Origin of the sequence: Chitinophaga sp., assembly GCF_039596155.1 — a bacterium.
Lineage (GTDB): Bacteria > Bacteroidota > Bacteroidia > Chitinophagales > Chitinophagaceae > Chitinophaga.
Genome location: NZ_JBCNKF010000017.1, coordinates 1 through 17,353 on the forward strand (window position 1 = coordinate 1; position 17,353 = coordinate 17,353).

At 45.5% G+C, this 17,353-nt stretch carries 13 protein-coding genes; 8 read left to right on the forward strand and 5 right to left on the reverse strand.

What is annotated here, in order from left to right:
* Positions 1-651: 651 nt before the first annotated feature.
* From ABDW33_RS16955 to ABDW33_RS16965, 3 genes are all read left to right on the forward strand, one after another.
* On the forward strand, positions 652-2,733 hold the full coding sequence (locus tag ABDW33_RS16955; protein ID WP_343691269.1) for a GxGYxYP domain-containing protein: 2,082 nt from the start codon (positions 652-654) through the stop codon (positions 2,731-2,733).
* A gap of 168 nt (positions 2,734-2,901) precedes the next feature.
* A complete protein-coding gene (locus ABDW33_RS16960; protein WP_343691270.1) occupies positions 2,902-3,198 on the forward strand; it encodes a hypothetical protein in 297 nt (98 codons plus the stop codon).
* A 141-nt stretch (positions 3,199-3,339) separates the two neighbouring features.
* A complete protein-coding gene (locus tag ABDW33_RS16965) occupies positions 3,340-3,786 on the forward strand; it encodes a hypothetical protein (protein WP_343691271.1) in 447 nt (148 codons plus the stop codon).
* A 188-nt stretch (positions 3,787-3,974) separates the two neighbouring features.
* Here ABDW33_RS16965 and ABDW33_RS16970 read toward each other — a convergent pair whose 3' ends face one another.
* Positions 3,975-4,673: a RibD family protein gene (locus tag ABDW33_RS16970; RefSeq protein ID WP_343691272.1), complete on the reverse strand. Its 699-nt coding sequence runs from the start codon at positions 4,671-4,673 to the stop codon at positions 3,975-3,977.
* Positions 4,674-4,743: 70 nt separating this feature from the next.
* Here ABDW33_RS16970 and ABDW33_RS16975 point away from each other — a divergent pair, with 70 nt between their 5' ends.
* From ABDW33_RS16975 to ABDW33_RS16990, 4 genes are all read left to right on the forward strand, one after another.
* Positions 4,744-5,205, forward strand: a complete 462-nt coding sequence (locus tag ABDW33_RS16975) for a sigma-70 family RNA polymerase sigma factor (protein ID WP_343691273.1) — start codon at positions 4,744-4,746, stop codon at positions 5,203-5,205.
* A gap of 540 nt (positions 5,206-5,745) precedes the next feature.
* On the forward strand, positions 5,746-6,252 hold the full coding sequence (locus tag ABDW33_RS16980) for a hypothetical protein (protein WP_343691274.1): 507 nt from the start codon (positions 5,746-5,748) through the stop codon (positions 6,250-6,252).
* 307 nt (positions 6,253-6,559) lie between these two features.
* A complete protein-coding gene (locus ABDW33_RS16985; RefSeq protein WP_343691275.1) occupies positions 6,560-7,753 on the forward strand; it encodes a hypothetical protein in 1,194 nt (397 codons plus the stop codon).
* 188 nt (positions 7,754-7,941) lie between these two features.
* A complete protein-coding gene (locus ABDW33_RS16990) occupies positions 7,942-8,622 on the forward strand; it encodes an HAD family hydrolase (RefSeq protein WP_343691276.1) in 681 nt (226 codons plus the stop codon).
* 109 nt (positions 8,623-8,731) lie between these two features.
* Here ABDW33_RS16990 and ABDW33_RS16995 read toward each other — a convergent pair whose 3' ends face one another.
* The 4 genes from ABDW33_RS16995 to ABDW33_RS17010 are packed head-to-tail and all read right to left on the reverse strand — an operon-like array spanning position 8,732 to position 16,565.
* Positions 8,732-9,934: a DUF4998 domain-containing protein gene (locus tag ABDW33_RS16995; RefSeq protein ID WP_343691277.1), complete on the reverse strand. Its 1,203-nt coding sequence runs from the start codon at positions 9,932-9,934 to the stop codon at positions 8,732-8,734.
* A gap of 19 nt (positions 9,935-9,953) precedes the next feature.
* Positions 9,954-11,147: a DUF5000 domain-containing lipoprotein gene (locus ABDW33_RS17000; protein ID WP_343691278.1), complete on the reverse strand. Its 1,194-nt coding sequence runs from the start codon at positions 11,145-11,147 to the stop codon at positions 9,954-9,956.
* 12 nt (positions 11,148-11,159) lie between these two features.
* The gene (locus ABDW33_RS17005) at positions 11,160-13,073 is read right to left on the reverse strand and encodes a RagB/SusD family nutrient uptake outer membrane protein (protein WP_343691279.1); all 1,914 of its coding nucleotides are present in this window, start codon (positions 13,071-13,073) and stop codon (positions 11,160-11,162) included.
* Between the two features lie 24 nt (positions 13,074-13,097).
* The gene (locus tag ABDW33_RS17010; protein WP_343691280.1) at positions 13,098-16,565 is read right to left on the reverse strand and encodes a TonB-dependent receptor; all 3,468 of its coding nucleotides are present in this window, start codon (positions 16,563-16,565) and stop codon (positions 13,098-13,100) included.
* A 209-nt stretch (positions 16,566-16,774) separates the two neighbouring features.
* On the opposite strand from ABDW33_RS17010, the gene ABDW33_RS17015 reads away from it, so the two are divergent.
* Positions 16,775-17,341 carry a sigma-70 family RNA polymerase sigma factor gene (locus tag ABDW33_RS17015; protein WP_343691281.1) on the forward strand — a complete coding sequence of 189 codons (567 nt, stop codon included), beginning with the start codon at positions 16,775-16,777 and terminating at the stop codon, positions 17,339-17,341.
* Positions 17,342-17,353 lie beyond the last annotated feature (12 nt).

The window sequence follows — 17,353 nt, forward strand, 5'->3', positions numbered from 1 at the left end:
ACAAAGACGCGCTTATCTTCGCTGACGTTCAGGCAATCGTTTTCCCGAATTAGTAAATTGTTTAAGACAAAGACGCGTTTATCTTCGGTTGAATTCAGGCAATCGTTTTCCTGAACTAGTAAATTGTTTAAGACAAAGACGAGTTTATCTCCCGTGAAGTTCAGACAATCGTTTTCCTGAACTAGTAAATTGTTTAAGACAAAAACGCGCTTATCTTCGGTGACGTTCAGGCAATCGTTTTCCCGAATTAGTAAATTGTTTAAGACAAAGACGCGTTTATCCCCGGTCAGATCCAGGCAATCGTATTCCTGAACTTTAATAAGTAGTTTCCGATATTTTTAAAAGTGTCACACCGGCAAACCCTCGCTGCCGCCAACCAAATTTCTTCTACATCCAGGTCAGCCGGTGAAAAGCCATTTTGCTGTTGCGCAGGTGTTATTTCATTGTTGTAATTTAACTGAATAATCCAATTGATTATCAGTCTGTTAAATCCTTTTAGCTGTTAGCCATTTTCAATCATATTTTGCATTTCCATTTTAATACGTACTTTTATTTCGTTCACGTTGAAATTGACTCAGAGAATACTTAGTGTCCATTAAAGACCCTTCACCTGGAAGGGACACGTTATCATTCATATTTAATAGTTTACCTATGATCAAACCCGGTAACCCATCTGTAAAGATCGCAGCAGCACTGTCGTTGCTACTCATGCCGTTTTGCGCCATGCCCTCAATGGCCCAAACCACCTGGCCACAGGGCCAGCTTCTTCCATCATTTCCTGCCACGGCACAAACGCAGGATCTGATCATTCTTCGCGAAACTTCCACGAGATGGGAGGGCGAAGGTTCCGCTCTCAGTCACAAGACCGGCCGCCTGGAAACCGATGGATGGCTTTGCCAGGTAGGTATTGACGCCGCCAATGACCATATGATATATGGTCCTTATGACAATACCATTCCCGCGGGCCCCAATGTAGCAGAGTTCCGGATGAAGACGGACAACAACACGGCTAACAATGACCCTGTCGTGGACATCGATGTCCGAAACGCAACGACCGGTGTCGTTCTGGCGTCCCAAACAATCACCCGCACGATGTTCTCCATTGCAGGTGATTACGTATCATTCACTTTGCCGTTTACCATGCCGGCCGACAACCAGTCGATCGAACTGCGCGTGTTCTGGCGTGGGTCGGCTTACACAAAGGTGGATTACGTAGCTGTTCAGCAGAATAACTCTTCTGCAGAAATGTATTTATTCTCCTCGTTAAAAGGTATTGTCAACAAGACACAGCCACGTATCTTCTCTTATGAAGGAGATGCTTTTGCCGAAGGGCAGTACACCTGGTTGAATTCTCTTGGATTAAGCTACAATGATGTATCTGATAAGTATAGCCTTATCACGAAGTATCGTAGTGAAATTTCGGGACTGATCGTGTATGATCCTGCGCAGATCCATACCGTTAACCTGGCTACCATGCTTGCCAAAAGCAGGAATGCGTTGATCGCTTCGCCTTCGCTCCTGTCTAAATTGCAGGCAGCTCCTTACAACCTGCCGATCCTTATGGACCTGCGTGGTGTATACACCAGTAAGTTGGCCGTATACCAGGCCATGTTCAACAATTACTGGCCGGGCGCTGACAAGCGCGTGTTGATCGGTTTAAACCCGGATGTACACAAGGCTGCATTGCGTGAATATGCGGTAGCTATCGGTGCGGCTACGATCTGGCTGGATCCTGACATCGCCGCGGAAAGCACGTTGCTGAATAGTTTCTTAGCCTCCATGCCGGCGGGTGCAAACTTCATGGGTTGGTGGCCGAATGAAGGCCCGGGGGTACAGCGCACCTCTACCTATGGCATTACGACGATTGCGAGTGACTGGTGTTCAAACCTGACTGTACATAGCGGAATGCCGAGAACAGTCAACCTGAAACCCATGCCACAGAAGCCTGCATTGCAAAATAAGATCTATGTGGCTTTCATATTGAGCGATGGAGACAACCTGCAATATGTAGAACACCTGATGCGTAAACTCTGGAATGATCCGGGACGTGGCCAGGTACCAATGGGCTGGACCTTGTCACCAGCTATGCTGGATGCCATGCCAGGAGCACTGAATTACTACTGGCAGTCATCAACAGATAATGATAACCTGATCAGCGGACCTTCCGGCTATGGATATACTTATCCTAACAGCTGGGATCAGGCAAAGCTGAATCAATTCGTAGCGAAAACAGAAGATTACAATAAGCGCGCTGGTTTCAGAGTGGTCACAGTCTGGAATACCATCACAGGTGGGATCAACCAGAATGTAGGTCAGACGTATGCTACCTATGCTCCTTCCTTATTAGGAATGACGGCTCAGAATACAAACGGAGGCCTGACCATTTACAACAATACATTGCCGGGAATGGCGCTGAATTGCAATTATTGTACGACCGAGCAAACCATTAAGGATAATATTGCTTCCGCCGCTGCTGGCTGGAATGGCACCTCTCCAAGGTTTATCATCATTCAGGCACAGCCATGGCAGGGAGTAACACCTACCAGCTTTAAGAATGCGGCGAATGCATTGAATGCGAATTATGTGGTGGTAAGACCAGATCATATTTTCCAGTTGATCCGGGAGGCCAATGGATTACCGGTTGATACCCCCAGCAGCAACCTGTTTAAGTTGTCAAAGGCAATGGGATCGACTGTTCCTGCTGAACAGCAATCCGTGACTTCATGTAAATAAAGGATTTAAAAGAATAGTTTCTCCGGTCACCAGTACCGGGAAACTATTCTTTTCCCTATCTGAAATTTCCTTGAAAACTTAAGCTGATTTTAATATCATCAATCTTATATTTTTTGTATTTTTAATAGGATATAACCCTCTATTTGTTAATCATTAATGACAACCCACATGAGACACACGAAAGCCCTCTTGTCCCTTTCTCTTTTCACGATGTTCTTGTTGTTTAGCACTTTTACGCCTGTGGCTAAGGCAGTGAAACAACCTGAAGCTAAGATTGTGAACTATGCATGGTACTCACCAAATGGTACTTTTATCGCATGGAGCACACTGGCGAATGCCCTGGTAGTAAGCGATGGAGATCTCAACCCTGCTAATGGTACAGCTGTTGCTTATGGCTGGACTGGTGGCGGTTATGGCGTACCTCCATCTGGTACACTGGTGTATACAATATACACACATCCATGACGTTAAAAGACTGAAGTAATCATTGAAACCGCTTTTCTTCTATAGGGAGAAAAGCGGTACTTTTGTATAGATGGTTGATTAAACCTTATCCGGATACATGTTTACGTTAACCCTTTTTTGAATTATATTTTAAACCCCATTATGAGTACAATGTCAACTTTTGAAGTCCCCTTCACTAACTTTTCCTGTGAATATTTTGCATTGCCGCAGAACTATCCTATACAGCCATTTGATGCCCAGGAGCTGCAACCTGCTACCTACAATCAGATAAAGGAACAGGCAGGTTATATCACGGTCTTATTGCCACTGCCCGGTAACCTGGGAGTAACACTGCCGGATACACTGGAAATCAGCACAGATGAAGAGGGGGTGATTTACAATCTTAATTTTTTATTGGACCATGAAGAAAGCCTGGATGAAAATGGTCGGCTGGCAATGATATCATTATCAGTAGATTTTCCTGAAACGGTCAATACAGAAGGGCAGTGGGAGATTTTTGTGTCTGCACCAGCAGGTGCGGGCGGTGAGGTCACCATCCTGGACAGGCATCTGGGAAAAGTTGTGATGGATTCGAACATCCTGCCCTGATAGATTAAAATTAAAAAAGCCGCATTCTTTTGGCAAGCCCCCAAAAAGTTGGACACTTTGCGGGGGCTTTTTTAATTACGGTTAAATATAGGAGCGTTTACGCCAGCGGAAAATTTACCTGGCTCATAACTGAACAAGCGATATCGCAGCTTTCAGCTTGCTCTGAGACACTCTTTTTTACAGGAAGATTACAATTGATATGTCAACCACAACACATCATCCTCTATTCGCTTTACTTCCTGCAATTTCAGCAGCGCCGCATCAAATTTCTTATTCCCGGGTTCAATCTCAAACACGCCCGAATTTTCCGGATTGCCATCAATAACCGGCAGTAACAGCTGATGATATTCATCAATCAATCCTGCATTCAGAAAACTCCCATTCAGATGGCCGCCACCTTCTACCATCAATATCCTGATATCGAACAGGGTGCGCAGTTTTTCCAGTGTCACGTGTAAATCGATCGTGGTGGCGCCCCCAAAGATATAAGAAACGCCGATCTCCTGCAGGTGGGCCAGGTAGGCATCGGATACACCTTCAGTCAGGACGGTGATGACATGATCCCCCTGCATGTAGGGCTTTTCCCAGCCTAACTTTGCATGTGCATCAATAGCAATGGCAAAAGATGTGGCATCGGGATTTGCTACAAAGTCAGTACGGGAAATAGCATGTGTACCTGCTTTATAGATCGGCTTTGCTCCATTCGTAAAATCTTTTTCCATCGTGGTACGGCCCACAATCCATGCATTGTTGCCAATGATATTGTGCACTTCTTCAAATTTTCCTCTCAGTTTTTCCATCTGGGGAGAGTTGCCCCATTTATGTCCCAGGATTTTGCCATCGAGGGTGGTCATCATTAAGCAAATGGTATGTGGTCGTTGTTTCATATTTTTTTTGTTCCTTGTAAGTTTTCGAAAAGTTTTGCAACTAATATGGAAACGGCAAATATAAAAAGTTATGGATGAAACACAATTTTTGCAACTGATGGGGCAGCATCAGGGAATCATTCATAAAATATGCAGGTTATATCGCGATTCGAGGGAGGATCGGGAGGATCTGTTTCAGGAAATTGTCTTTCAATTATGGAAGTCAATCGGCTCCTATGGCGGGAAGGCGTCCTTTAGCACCTGGATGTATAAGGTAGCGCTGAGTACGGCGATAGTAGGGTATCGTAAGCGGGTGCCAAAGATTGTGTATACTGATGTATTGCCGGACAGGGCAGAGATGTTGAATGAGGCGGGAGAGGAGTTGTTTGACGTATTGCGAAAATTGAAAGATGACGAGAAGGCGATTATTACATTGTACCTGGAAGAACTGAGTTATAAGGAGATCGCGGAGATATTAGGTATTACGGAGAACCATGTGGGCGTAAAGCTGAATAGGGTGAAGGTGAGGATGCAGCAGCTATTTAAGAAATAAGGAGATCGCAGAGATATTAGGGATTACGGAGAACCATGTGGGCGTAAAGCTGAATAGGGTGAAGGCAAGGATGCAGCAGCTATTTGAGAAATGAGTAGATCGCAGAGGTATTAGGGATTACAGAGAACCATGTGGGCGTAAAGCTGAATAGGGTGAAGGCAAGGATGCAGCAGTTATTTAAGAAATGAGTTATAAGGAGATCGCGGAGGTATTAGGGATTACGGAGAATCATGTGGGCGTAAAGCTGAATAGGGTGAAGGCGAGGATGCAGCAGCTATTTAAGAAATGAGTAGACCGCAGAGGTATTAGGTATTACAGAGAACCATGTGGGCGTAAAGCTGAATAGGGTGAAGGTGAGGATGCAGCAGCTATTTAAGAAATGAGTGGTGGAGAATTGGTGCTGATTTTAGTGATAAGCAGGGTGAGTAGTCGGGGACAGTAGCTATTTAAAAAATGAGGAACTATTTTATTGCTAAGTGTGAAATACAATACTATAAACTAATCGAAGAATACATTTGACCACTATTTAAATAATGAATTATGGAAGATCTTTTTGCCGCCTGGCATAGCGTGAATAAAACCTCATCAATACATGCGGGTCTATTGCATGAACGTCAGCATCCGGTTTTAAAACAGATCCGGAAGCAAATGATTATAGAGCTTGTAGGGTTTATATTGTTTCTAACAGCATATTACGACTTCTTCGATGGCGCGCGGAAGCCCTTATATGCCAATATACTGTTAGTATCGGCAATGCTGACCGTAATAGCTGTCAATATCATCGGGTATGTATTTACAAAGCAGGGAGTACCGGGAGAAAATGTACGGGAATTATTGGAAAGACATCTGGCGAAATTGCAAACCTATGCAGTAGTTGCCGTTCTGGCCAGAGCACTGATGATGCTGAGTGTGGTGGTGTTCTTCAAAGGAGGTACAATCGTAGTGATCTTGTTTATAGGCATGCTGGTATTGTTGGTGAGGTTGTGGGTCAAAAGAATCAGGCGTATCAAAGCAGTATATAATGCTTTTGAGGAACCAGTAGAATAGGTGCGGTTGCAATGCGATGTGCCAGAATACCCAATATGCACAATAAATTGAGAGTGTTAAGATAACTGTGTAAACTGTATATCCTGATTAGAGAGTGTAAAATTTTTTGTGTAAACAACTTCCCCGGTTTTGGAGCCTATCAAGACATGGCGCTACAATAGCCCCTATAACACATAAAATTTTACAGTCTCAATTACTTATCACTATAAATTAGTCTTCCATAAAGTTGGAAATTTTCTACATTCGCACCGCGACTGAATCGACCTGTATTCGAAATTATAACCCGTCATATAAATTGTAATAATTCATGAAAACATTTTTTTTGTTCGTATCCCTATTCCTGGCCCTGACAGTTAAAGGCCAATATTATAATGATATAGTATCTTATAATTTAAACAAGACCGCTACCTACGGATTTAAAATCAAAACAAACATCAACTGGGCAAATGGCTTCGCCATGCCCAATATCCTCATAGAAGGATATGACATTACCACCGGTACCCCCATGAACCTGTCCCTGGCATGCTATGTCTTCAACAGCTCTTTCGGTCGTACCGCCATATCTTCCTACGGAGGACTTACACCACCGGTAAAGGTGGCAAACGAAAATGGTAAAATTTCCATTTTAATTGACTACAAAGGCTACTATACCCGTTTTCACGTGCGGGCCTTCGCACAGGGTATGAGTGAGACGCCAGCTATGTTCACCGGCTGGTCCGTAGTCGATTCAGCCTTTATTCCCAGCGCCACCAACGTCTATGATGTGCCATACATCAATAGATTCGCAGGAAGTGTATACTTACCGGATAGTTCTATAGCCACTTCAGACGGAAAGCTGGGAGTCGGAACCCTGAATCCCAGGGCAACACTGGATGTGGGTACCATGATACCCGACACGACCACCGCTATTCTCAGCCGCCTTTCAATAGGCAGTACCACCCTGGATGGCACCTTCCTGGGTGTGCATGCTTATAACACAACGCCTAACGGACCGATGTTCGGCATCCTGCAGAAATACTTTGGCAATATTAACAGTGGGTTGATCTTTAACACAGGTGCCTCCAGAACCGGCGGTTATCTCACCTTTCTCGTAAACAATGGTACCGAACAAATGCGCCTCGATGCCAACGGAAATCTCGGTATAGGTACCATTCCAACAGGCTCCTATAAACTCGCGGTAGCAGGTACAATCGCGGCAAAAAAACTGCAGATCTTACAGACCGGCTGGGCTGATTATGTATTTGACAGCAATTATCATTTGCCTTCCCTGCTGGAAATAGAAAGCTATGTAAAGCAACATAAGCACCTACCGGAGGTGCCATCGGAAAAAGAAGTAACGGCAAACGGGCTGGATATCGGTGAAATGAATAAAATACTGGTGAAAAAAGTGGAAGAACTGACACTATACCTGATTGAAGAACATAAGAATAACCTGGAAAACCAGGAACGGATAAAGAAGCTGGAAGAAGAAATGGCGGCAATCAGGAATAATTCAAAGTAAATAACACGTAAATATAAAGCAGCCCCGCTGTAACCATCGCCATTCTCTGTAGAAAACAGAGAATGGCGATTTTTTCTGATCTTGTACTACTACTTGTTTTAAAGACCACTTATCCCGAATATCGGAACCTGCTGCTAAAAATAAAATAATTCCGACCTTTGCCCCGGAAATCAACGTGTACCAGTATCATGAACAACTTCAATTACTACCTCTTCGACTACGACGGCACCATCTGCAATACCTTCCCAACTATCCACTTTGCCATGAGCCAGACTTTCATCAAAAGCGGCTTGCCAGCTATTGCAGAAGCCGACATGCTTGCGGTTGTCAGTAAAGGTGGCGGCCTCCATGATACCATCAGACATCTGCACCCGGCCGCTGCAAGCCTGAGTTTCGATGATGTTGAAGTGATTGCCCAGGTCTACCGCCAGCAGTACCAGGAATGCGATGAAAGACTGACCGTACTCTTCGATGGTGCCGCCCATGTATTCGAACAATTAAAAGCAGCCGGCAAGACCATTGTTGTGCTCAGCAATAAGGGGATCGGTGCTGTCGAGAGATCTTTAAGAGCACTCCACTTATTTGATCTTACCGACCTCGTTATCGCAGAAGGTGCCTTCCCGGACCTGGCCTTACAGGCCAAACCAGATCCCATGATCTACAATACCCTCATCAGCCGTCACTATAACATCAAAGACAAGCAGGAAGTACTGATGACCGGTGATACCCATGCGGACATCCTCTTTGCCCATAACTGTGGTATTCCCTCTGCCTGGGCTGCCTATGGGTATGGTCAGAAAACAGTTTGCGAAGACTTAAAGCCGACATATACTATACAGGAAATCTCGGCTATCCTACGTTCGAAGTAGGAGAGGATACATAAGAATCATAACCCCCTGTCTCAAAGCGCTGCCTCCTATATAAAATAAAAAAAACCGCAAACAAGAATGCTTGCGGTGTGTAGATTATAACCAATCATCAATTCTTTATCAACCTGACACTTCCTACTCTCCAATATTGATTTCCCGAAACCATCGACGTCACAAAGCCCAGCGTCACCTGCTCCTCCTGTGTCAATGTAAACTTGAACTCTACCGTTGCACTTACACTCCTGGCTGACGGGAAAGTGCCATACCCCAATGCTGTACCCACTCCACTCACATCCGGTAATGTGCTGCCGGCAGCGGCCACTATATATACCGGATCCAACGCTTCTGTATACAATGCTGTCTGGAAAATATAATTCCCGGCAGGTAAGGTTGTCGTCTGTGAAATCTTTCCATTCACAATATTTGCAGTTCCGCTCCAACCGGCTTCCATCACTAAAAATCCACCTGCATTCAACCAGGACTCAGATGCATATCCTCCATACCCCGAGTGATTAATCACATTCGGAGTGGTCACCCAGGGAGCCGCCAGTGTACCCCACCTGTTACCATCGTAGGTCGCTCTTGTAAATGGCCCGGTATTCTTTAAATACAGACTGGTCACATCGGCCTTCACGTTATGTGTCTCAAAAGCTGAATAAAACGTATCTATCGACGTAGAATTCGGCAGGTAAGCAGTTTGATAACTGATCACTGATCCTGCTTTAAAAGCCGGTAAACTGGTCGTCATACCCTTCAGCGAAGAGGAAACCAACGTATCATGTGCTACATCTGTCTTATCGGTATATTTGATCCGCATACTCACCGTACCCGCATCACTGGTCACATCTGCCCAGGTGATCAGCGCTGATCCGTCATTCTGTATTTCCGCATTCGCAATCCCCCTGTTGATCAGTGCACTCTGGTACAGATCACCGAAGATATTCGCAGAGGTAGTGACCGGAATAGAGATGTTGCCACGGGCATCATACGTTCTTATTTCAAAACTCATCAATCCCTCCGGTAAGTTCGGTATGATCACGGACGCCGTATCCACACCGGTTGTCCTTTGTACCGGTACCTCAATGGAATCCTGCCTGCTATTCCAGAACACCTTGTATTTCGTAATTTTAGGGTCTGATGTAAACAATCCCGTCACCTCCGCCCGGTTTTTACCCGAATATGCTTTTACGGAATCCATTTTACCGGGATACACGATCGACCCATTCGCCATATACTTATCCCTGTATTCATCCATCTTGGAGCAAGCCACCAATAAAGTAAGCAATGCTGATATGATAAACGCTCTTTGCATCGTAACAGATTATTAGTTGTTAATTACCCCACAGCGTAAACTCCGCTATGTTTATAAAATATGAACCCTGCCAGTTGGAAAGACTCCTGATCCTTATATACCGGTATGCCGTTTGCGATGCAGGAAAATCAAATTGCCAGCCATTGTAAGCAAGCGTTTGATCAGCGGTTGTCTCTGTACCATAAGCAGAATTGGATGGTTTGGTCACGTGGCACGTTGTCAGTTTCGTCCATGTCTGATCCAGCGCACCACTTAAGTTAGGTGCATTAGACCCCCAGATTTCAAAGTCTTTCACATTACCTCTCACGTAGTACAAACCGCCCACTTCTTTGTAAGGATTCACCTGCATACGGCTGAAAATATGTGGTTTACCCAGGTCCAGCGTCACCATCTGGGAGGAACTGGCCTGCTCTACGGTAAACAGACATTGTGGCCAGCCAGGATGCGCATTACCATCATAGATATACTTCACATCCGTACGTCCACCGTTATTCAGGATTTCCGCATCACCTGGCAGTACGAAATTGCTCCAGTCTGATTTTGGCAGCAACTGTTCAAAGATGGGTGTCAGCGTTGTATACATTGTATCGGAATAATTCAACCACCGGTCTCTTACCACGAATGCATAATGTCTTTCTACTGCGGGTTGCTCTCTCACTGCGCTGGTGATGACCGGACTGTTACTATAAATATTGTCCATTCCTGCGCTCTGTACCCATACTCCGTTCCCGGAGGTATCTACCAGTGGAATGATGGCCAGGTTATCTTCGGTTGGATTACTACAGGTCAGGTTAAAACCACCGAAGGTGGCTACCACCTTCAATGATCTCAGTGCAATATCAATAGGCGGTGTCAGCGGATTGACAGTCACCGTCACCGGCTCAGATGCTTTTTCACTTGCACTCATTGCATATAGTTTCACGACATGTGGCAACGTATCACCAAAGCCATCTACCGTCAGGGTGTTGACATAATAGGAGGCCTTTACTTCTCTTGAATGCCCCGATGAGGTTTCATAGACTGCTTTTACGTAAGACAGGTCATCGTCGCCGGGAAGGGTATAGGTCAATACCGCCTTACCGTTCTGGTTCTCGATCTTCACGTTCGAGATCGCACCGGGTGCTCCCCCGTTTTTGGTAACAGGCCTGTGCAGGCTATCCTTCATACAAGCTGTTATAAATATTAATAAGAGTAGGATATATGATAACTTCATGATACTTCGGTTTTACCAGTTAGGATTTTGAACCAGGTTGGGATTTTTCAGCATATCATCCTCCCTGATTGGCCACAGGTAATCACGTGGAGCTACGAAATGCCTGGCCAGGAACGATACTTCCCTATAGTACAATTCTGCTGTCTGTCCGCTTACGACCCATCCGGTAACGTTGCCACTCAGCTCCTGTGCCGCCGTTTTCCAGCGCAACAGGTCCCAGTAGCGATGCCCCTCAAAACAGAGTTCTATAGCACGTTCTCTTTGTATGATGGCACGCATGCCTTCTTTTGTCGTAAACCTGGTTGGATTCTTACTGTACGTTTGCCAGGAGCTCTGTACTGTTTGTAAACCGGCTCTTGCCCTTACCCGGTTGATGTATTCATACACATCACCACCTGGTCCCTGTGCTTCATTTAATGCCTCTGCATATAAAAGATACAGATCTGCCAGTCGCATCTCAGGGTAAGGGTAGGAAGGATACGTGAGCGTATTCCAGTCCATATGCCAGTTGACTGTCTTTTTCATGTAAAAACCGCAAATAGGCACTGGGGATGACTGACTCTTCTCACTACCTCTCGCCATGAGCCAGAAAGTATTTTCATCGCTTTTTGACGGACTGTTTGCCATATACCAGATACCCCTGTCAAAACCCAGATCAGCATAGTACCTGGGCTCCCTGTCGAAATTCAGTCGCGCCGTTGTTTCACCTTCCTTGATATTAAACCTTTCATCATGGTTGGCGACACGTAGTGTGGCGATGTTAGAGAAGTCCAGTGTTTTGTCTTCGTCAATAGGAACGCCATTCTTGGTATAGAATAACTTCGCCATCTTTATCGTCGGCCCCATGAGCGGGTGGCCGGCCGTTTTGGAAGCTACTGCATTATCAAAGTCAAACTGACCAATACCGCAGCGTTGCAGGAAAGTACATGCCCAGTTAATATTGGTGGTACTCCCCCAGATCAGTTCTGAGTTCCACGGCTCACTCATGGAGTTGCGAATGTTCATTTGTGTCATCGTGGTCTCGCTCAGGGGAATGGTCTGTGCAGGGAAGATATATAACTTCACGCCCTGTGCTTCTGCGAGATCTATTGCCGCCTTACAGGCTGTGGCTGCCCGCTGCCATTTTTCTACGCTGTAGGTGGAATTAAAAAGTGCCTCACCATCTTTATTCCTGAACGAAGCATAATCAGAATTACCGTTGAACAGCGGACTGGCAGCCGTAACCAGCAACATTCCCTTCAGTCCCAATGCTGCCGGCTTGGTAATGCGGCCCAGTTCTGAGGAAATATTATTAATACTGTTCGGCAGGTGCGTCGCGGCCTGGTCCAGCAGGTTGGCAATATAGTTCACCACGCTGTCTACCGGCTGACGTTTTACATACGTCTCTTCAATCGCTGCACTGATGGGCAGGTTCTTGTCAATAATAGGAATGGGACCATATGCCCTGAACATCAAAAAGTGATAATAGGCTTTCAGGAACTGTACTTCTGAAATCCATCGTTCACGGGTATCGATGTCCAGGTCAGGCACCTTACTTTGATCACTGACGTTTTCAAGGAAAATGTTACAATCCCTGATCGCCTTATAACTGGCTACTCCATCCCTGTCGCCGGTCATGAAATTGGCAATAGGATTGGAAATATTTTGATCTCCATATGGCATGCGAAGCACGTTAGTAGACCTGATGGCGCTGGTAGGGTCCAATACAAAGACCTCATCACTGGCCGATAGTCCTACATTATAAGTAGGATCGAAATTAGTTGGAAGATAGGAGTAGCAGGTAAATAAATATTTCTCGGCTTCCGTTTTGGAAGTAAAAGCATTATCAATAGTAGCCACGTTATCAGGCACCACGTCCAGGAAATTCTTCTTGCAGGACGTAGTCAGCAAGGAGGCTGCCAATATGAACAAGCGGATATTTTTCATACAATTCGGTTCTTTTATTAAGACTTAAAACCCAATGCTCAAGCCAGTATTGAACACCCTTTGAATAGGGTAGCCCAGGCCAGAATCACCCATTTCCGGATCCCATATTTTAAAGGCGCTGATGGTAAGCAGATTCAGACCATTTACATACAGGCGACCTGTGCTGAGACGGAACTTCTTTAATATCCGATCGGTAAAGTTGTAACCAATTTCGGCTGACTTCAACCGCAGGAATGAACCATTACGCAACCACCAGGAAGAGGTCTGGGAATTATTCTCAGAAATAATATTGTTCAACCTTGGCCAGAATGCGTAGGAGTTCCTGTTATCTTCTGACCAGTGGTCGTCTGCAATTGCCTGCAGCAGACCATTCTGGTTGCCTCCGTTGATGTAGAAAGGAGTCGTGTTGGCAGAATTGATGATAAAGGATGAACGGGCAGACCCCTGAAAAGCCGCACTGATATCAAAGTTCTTGTACCCTACAGAAAAGAGCATTCCATAGATCACTTCTGGTGTAGTGGGGTAACCAATCGGTACATAGTCTGCATTGGAGATCGTGCCATCTCCATTCACATCCCTGTACTTGATATCACCTGCCATGATACGGCCGTATTGAATAGGAGAGTTACTTACCTCTGCATCGTCTACAAACAGTTTTTCCGCCACCAAACCATATATCTGGCCCAGTGAGTTGCCTACCCTGGAGAGATGCTGGTTATTCGGCGCATAGTGTGGTTCTTCGTTCACCAGCAGTTTGCTTCTTGCAAAAGTGAGCGTACCGCGTGTCTGCAACCACAAGGTGTGTTCAAACGTCTTGGAATAATTCAGCATCAGGTCTATGCCCTCACTGCTGGCCTTGCCGGAGTTCGCAGAGATATTCGCCTGCAATCCCATAGAAGTAGGGATCGTACTTCTCACCATCAGGATATTGCTACGTACCTGTCTGTAGGCATCTACTGTGAGTGTGAGATCTTTGAAGACAGTCAGGTCCATACCCAGGTTGGTTTGTCTGGACAATTCCCAGGTAATATCCCTGTTCTCATAACGATTGATCGCAACAGTAGGACGGGTATAATTGAACTGTGTACCAAAGTAACCAGCTGCACCTCCATTCAGATTTACATCTGACAGGTAGAAGAAACGGTCAGTAGAATTACCGATCTGATCATTACCTACCAGGCCATAAGTAAACCTGAACTTCAGCTGCTGTACTTTGTCCGCGAGGGGCGCAAAGAACTTTTCATTAGATACAATCCAGCCACCACCGATAGACGGGAAGAAACCAAACCTGTGGTTGGCTGCGAAACGTTCAGAACCGTTAAAACCAAAGTTATATTCGAACAGGTAACGGTTGTCATATCCGTAAGTGAACCTGCCGGATAATCCAAGGTTCCGGTTAGGCAATGATAATTGCAGGGTAGAAGCATTCCCGGTTACATAGTTGCGGATAGTCCCGATGAGCATACCGCCCACGCTGTGTTTCTCGCTGAAGGTCCTGGAATAGTTCAACGCTGTCTCTGCATAGGTGGTACTGTTCACTATTTTATCGCCGGGTGAATAGGTCAGGTATTCAGTAGGGGTGTTCCCTACACTTCCCTGGCTACCGTCGTTGATCAGCGTAAGCCCGGAAAACTTTCCTTCCATTGTGTTGGCAGTATAATAATAAGGACTGTACTGGCGGGAAACAGCAAAGTAAGCATACCGGGATGTATACGCCATTACTCTGGCAGAGAGGCCGGGGGTAATGGCATCCAGGTTTTGCTTGAGGCTAAGCTGTGCAGTGAGCGTACTGGTATTGGTTGCCTGGAATCCTGAGATAGACTGCGCATAAGGATTTACATATAATCCGCCGCCGCCCGGAATGATGGCATTACCAAAAAGCGGGTGTTTGACATAGGGGAGCAGACTGGAAGGATAAACAGCCGGGAAAGCCACCGGGTTGCTCCAGATCGCATTATAGAATACGCCTGCACCACCGCCGATTGGACCATTGTAGTCATCGAACTGGCCTTTCAGGCTTACCAGTGCTTCTGTCGTCTTGGTCAGGCTCAGGGTTACGTTGGACAACAATGAATAAGACCGCAACTTGATATTGTTACTGAAGTTGTTCAGTTCGTTTTCTTTCAGAATACCGTTGTCTATATTGTAAGTCATGGCCAGGTAGTACTTCGCTTTGTCATTACCACCACTGGCATTAATATTATAACGTTGGTTATTTGTATAGTTCTTAATTAACTGTTTAATCCAGTTGTTGTTTGGATATAGTAACGGATCATCACCCGCAGCCGTATGGTCAATTTTATTCTGGGAGTAGGGGAGTGCACTGAGAGGATTCCTTGTAAGGGTGGCTTCGTTGGCCAGCTTCATATAAGTAATATTGTCTGCCAGTTTGAAGTTCCGCGTATTGGAAGAAGTAGAGTTTTCAAGACGCGCATTGAACCTCATCTTCCCGATGTTACCCGTTTTGGTGGTGATTAATATCACACCATTCGCACCTCTGGCACCATACAGGGCAGATGCGGTGGCATCTTTCAGCACAGAAAATCCGGCGATATCGTCGGGTTGTAAGCGGGCCAGGTCCCTGGAAGAAGATTCAATGTTGTCAATCAGGATCAGTGGATCTACCTTTCCCGCGCCAAAAGTACCTACCCCCCTGATAAAGAACTGCGCATTGTCAGCGCCGGGTTCTCCACTACGCTGGTAAGAGATCACACCGGCGATTTTACCTGCCAGCATAGTGGTCAGGTTGCTGGTAGGCCCTTTCAGTTCTTTCGGGTTAATGGAGGTAATGGAGCTCACCATACTGGTTTTCTTCTGTGTACCATAGGCCACCACTACTACGTCCTTAATGGTGTTGTCTTTGGGAGAGAGCTTGATTTCGAACTCGCTCTTGCCATTCAGGTTGATTTCCCGGGTCACATACCCTACGTATTGCACCACCAGTACCTTACTGTTACCACTCAGCTTCAGTTTGAAGTAACCGTTCTGATCGGCAGTGGCACCGACGTTTGTGCCTTTCAGCATCACGGTAGCCATCGGCAGTGGTGTTTGGGTATCATCCGCAATGACCTGACCGGAAATGACGGGTTCCTGGGTAGCCGGGGGATTTGTTTTTTCCGTGTTGGCTGCGGTAGTGGGCTTTTCTTCCCGCCGGATCAGGATCACGTTCTTCTTTATTTCATAGGCCAGGTTGCGGCCTTTCAATAAATCGTCCAGAACGGTGGTTACCCTGGCGTCAGTATAATTTACCTGGCCAATAACGTCATTCTTTGGAATGTTGCCACTGTAAAAGAATGTAATGTCCGTTTGCTTTTCAATCGATTTAAATACCGCCTCCAGGGTCATATTATTCCCTTTTATTGTGACAGTAGGTGTGGTGATCGTCTGCCCCCTCAGGTGGGAATGCAGAAAGAGCAACAGAAAGGCAATAGTAGTTCGTTGCCAGGCATAGGTAACCCTGGCCGTTTTCATTAACGGGGAATGTCTGTTCATGTTCCTTACTGAATTAAGAAAATTTACTACATAGAATTAAAAGATGCTTCTTGATATAAGACGACAAGTTTTAAGAATGGGTGAACGCGCAGGAAAAAAAGACAAAATATTTTATAAATGTCAAAATAACATTTATATTTATTCCAGACAATATCCCTTAGTAGCAATTTAGTATCCGCGTTATACAATCAACCACTTAATTTTTTTTTATGCCTGAATATCCGGGAGATGATATTGTACTTCTCTTATTAAAAAATGGGGGCGCTGGCGATGCATTCGAGCTAATTTTTAAGAAATACTACAGGTTAATGTGGACCAAGGCTTATTTGGGTACAGGAGACCCGAGTGAGGCGGACGACCTGGTCCAGTCGGTGCTTTGCAGCATCTGGGAAAAGCAGTTGTATCGTAATATCAACGGTAATCTCCGCACTTACCTGCTCATGTCTGTGCGCAACCAGGTTAATGACTATCATAAGATAAAGTCGAGAAGGCAAAAACGTATTGAGAAGTATGCAGAAACAGTAGACCAATCCTGTTTTGAAGATTCGAGACAAGGTGGGGTTGTACCGAATGAACATTTTCAACAGCAGCTGCATGCGCTGCTGAGTGAATTTCCCACGCAGCGTCAGCGGGCGTTTAACCTGGTATATATGGAGCACAAGAAGTATAACGAGGTGGCCGACAACATGGGGATCAGTGTGAATTCGTTAAAGACCCACCTGAAACTTGCAGTGAAAACACTGCGGAGTAAGCTGGATTTGCCATTTTCTGAATGATTTAAGACTAGT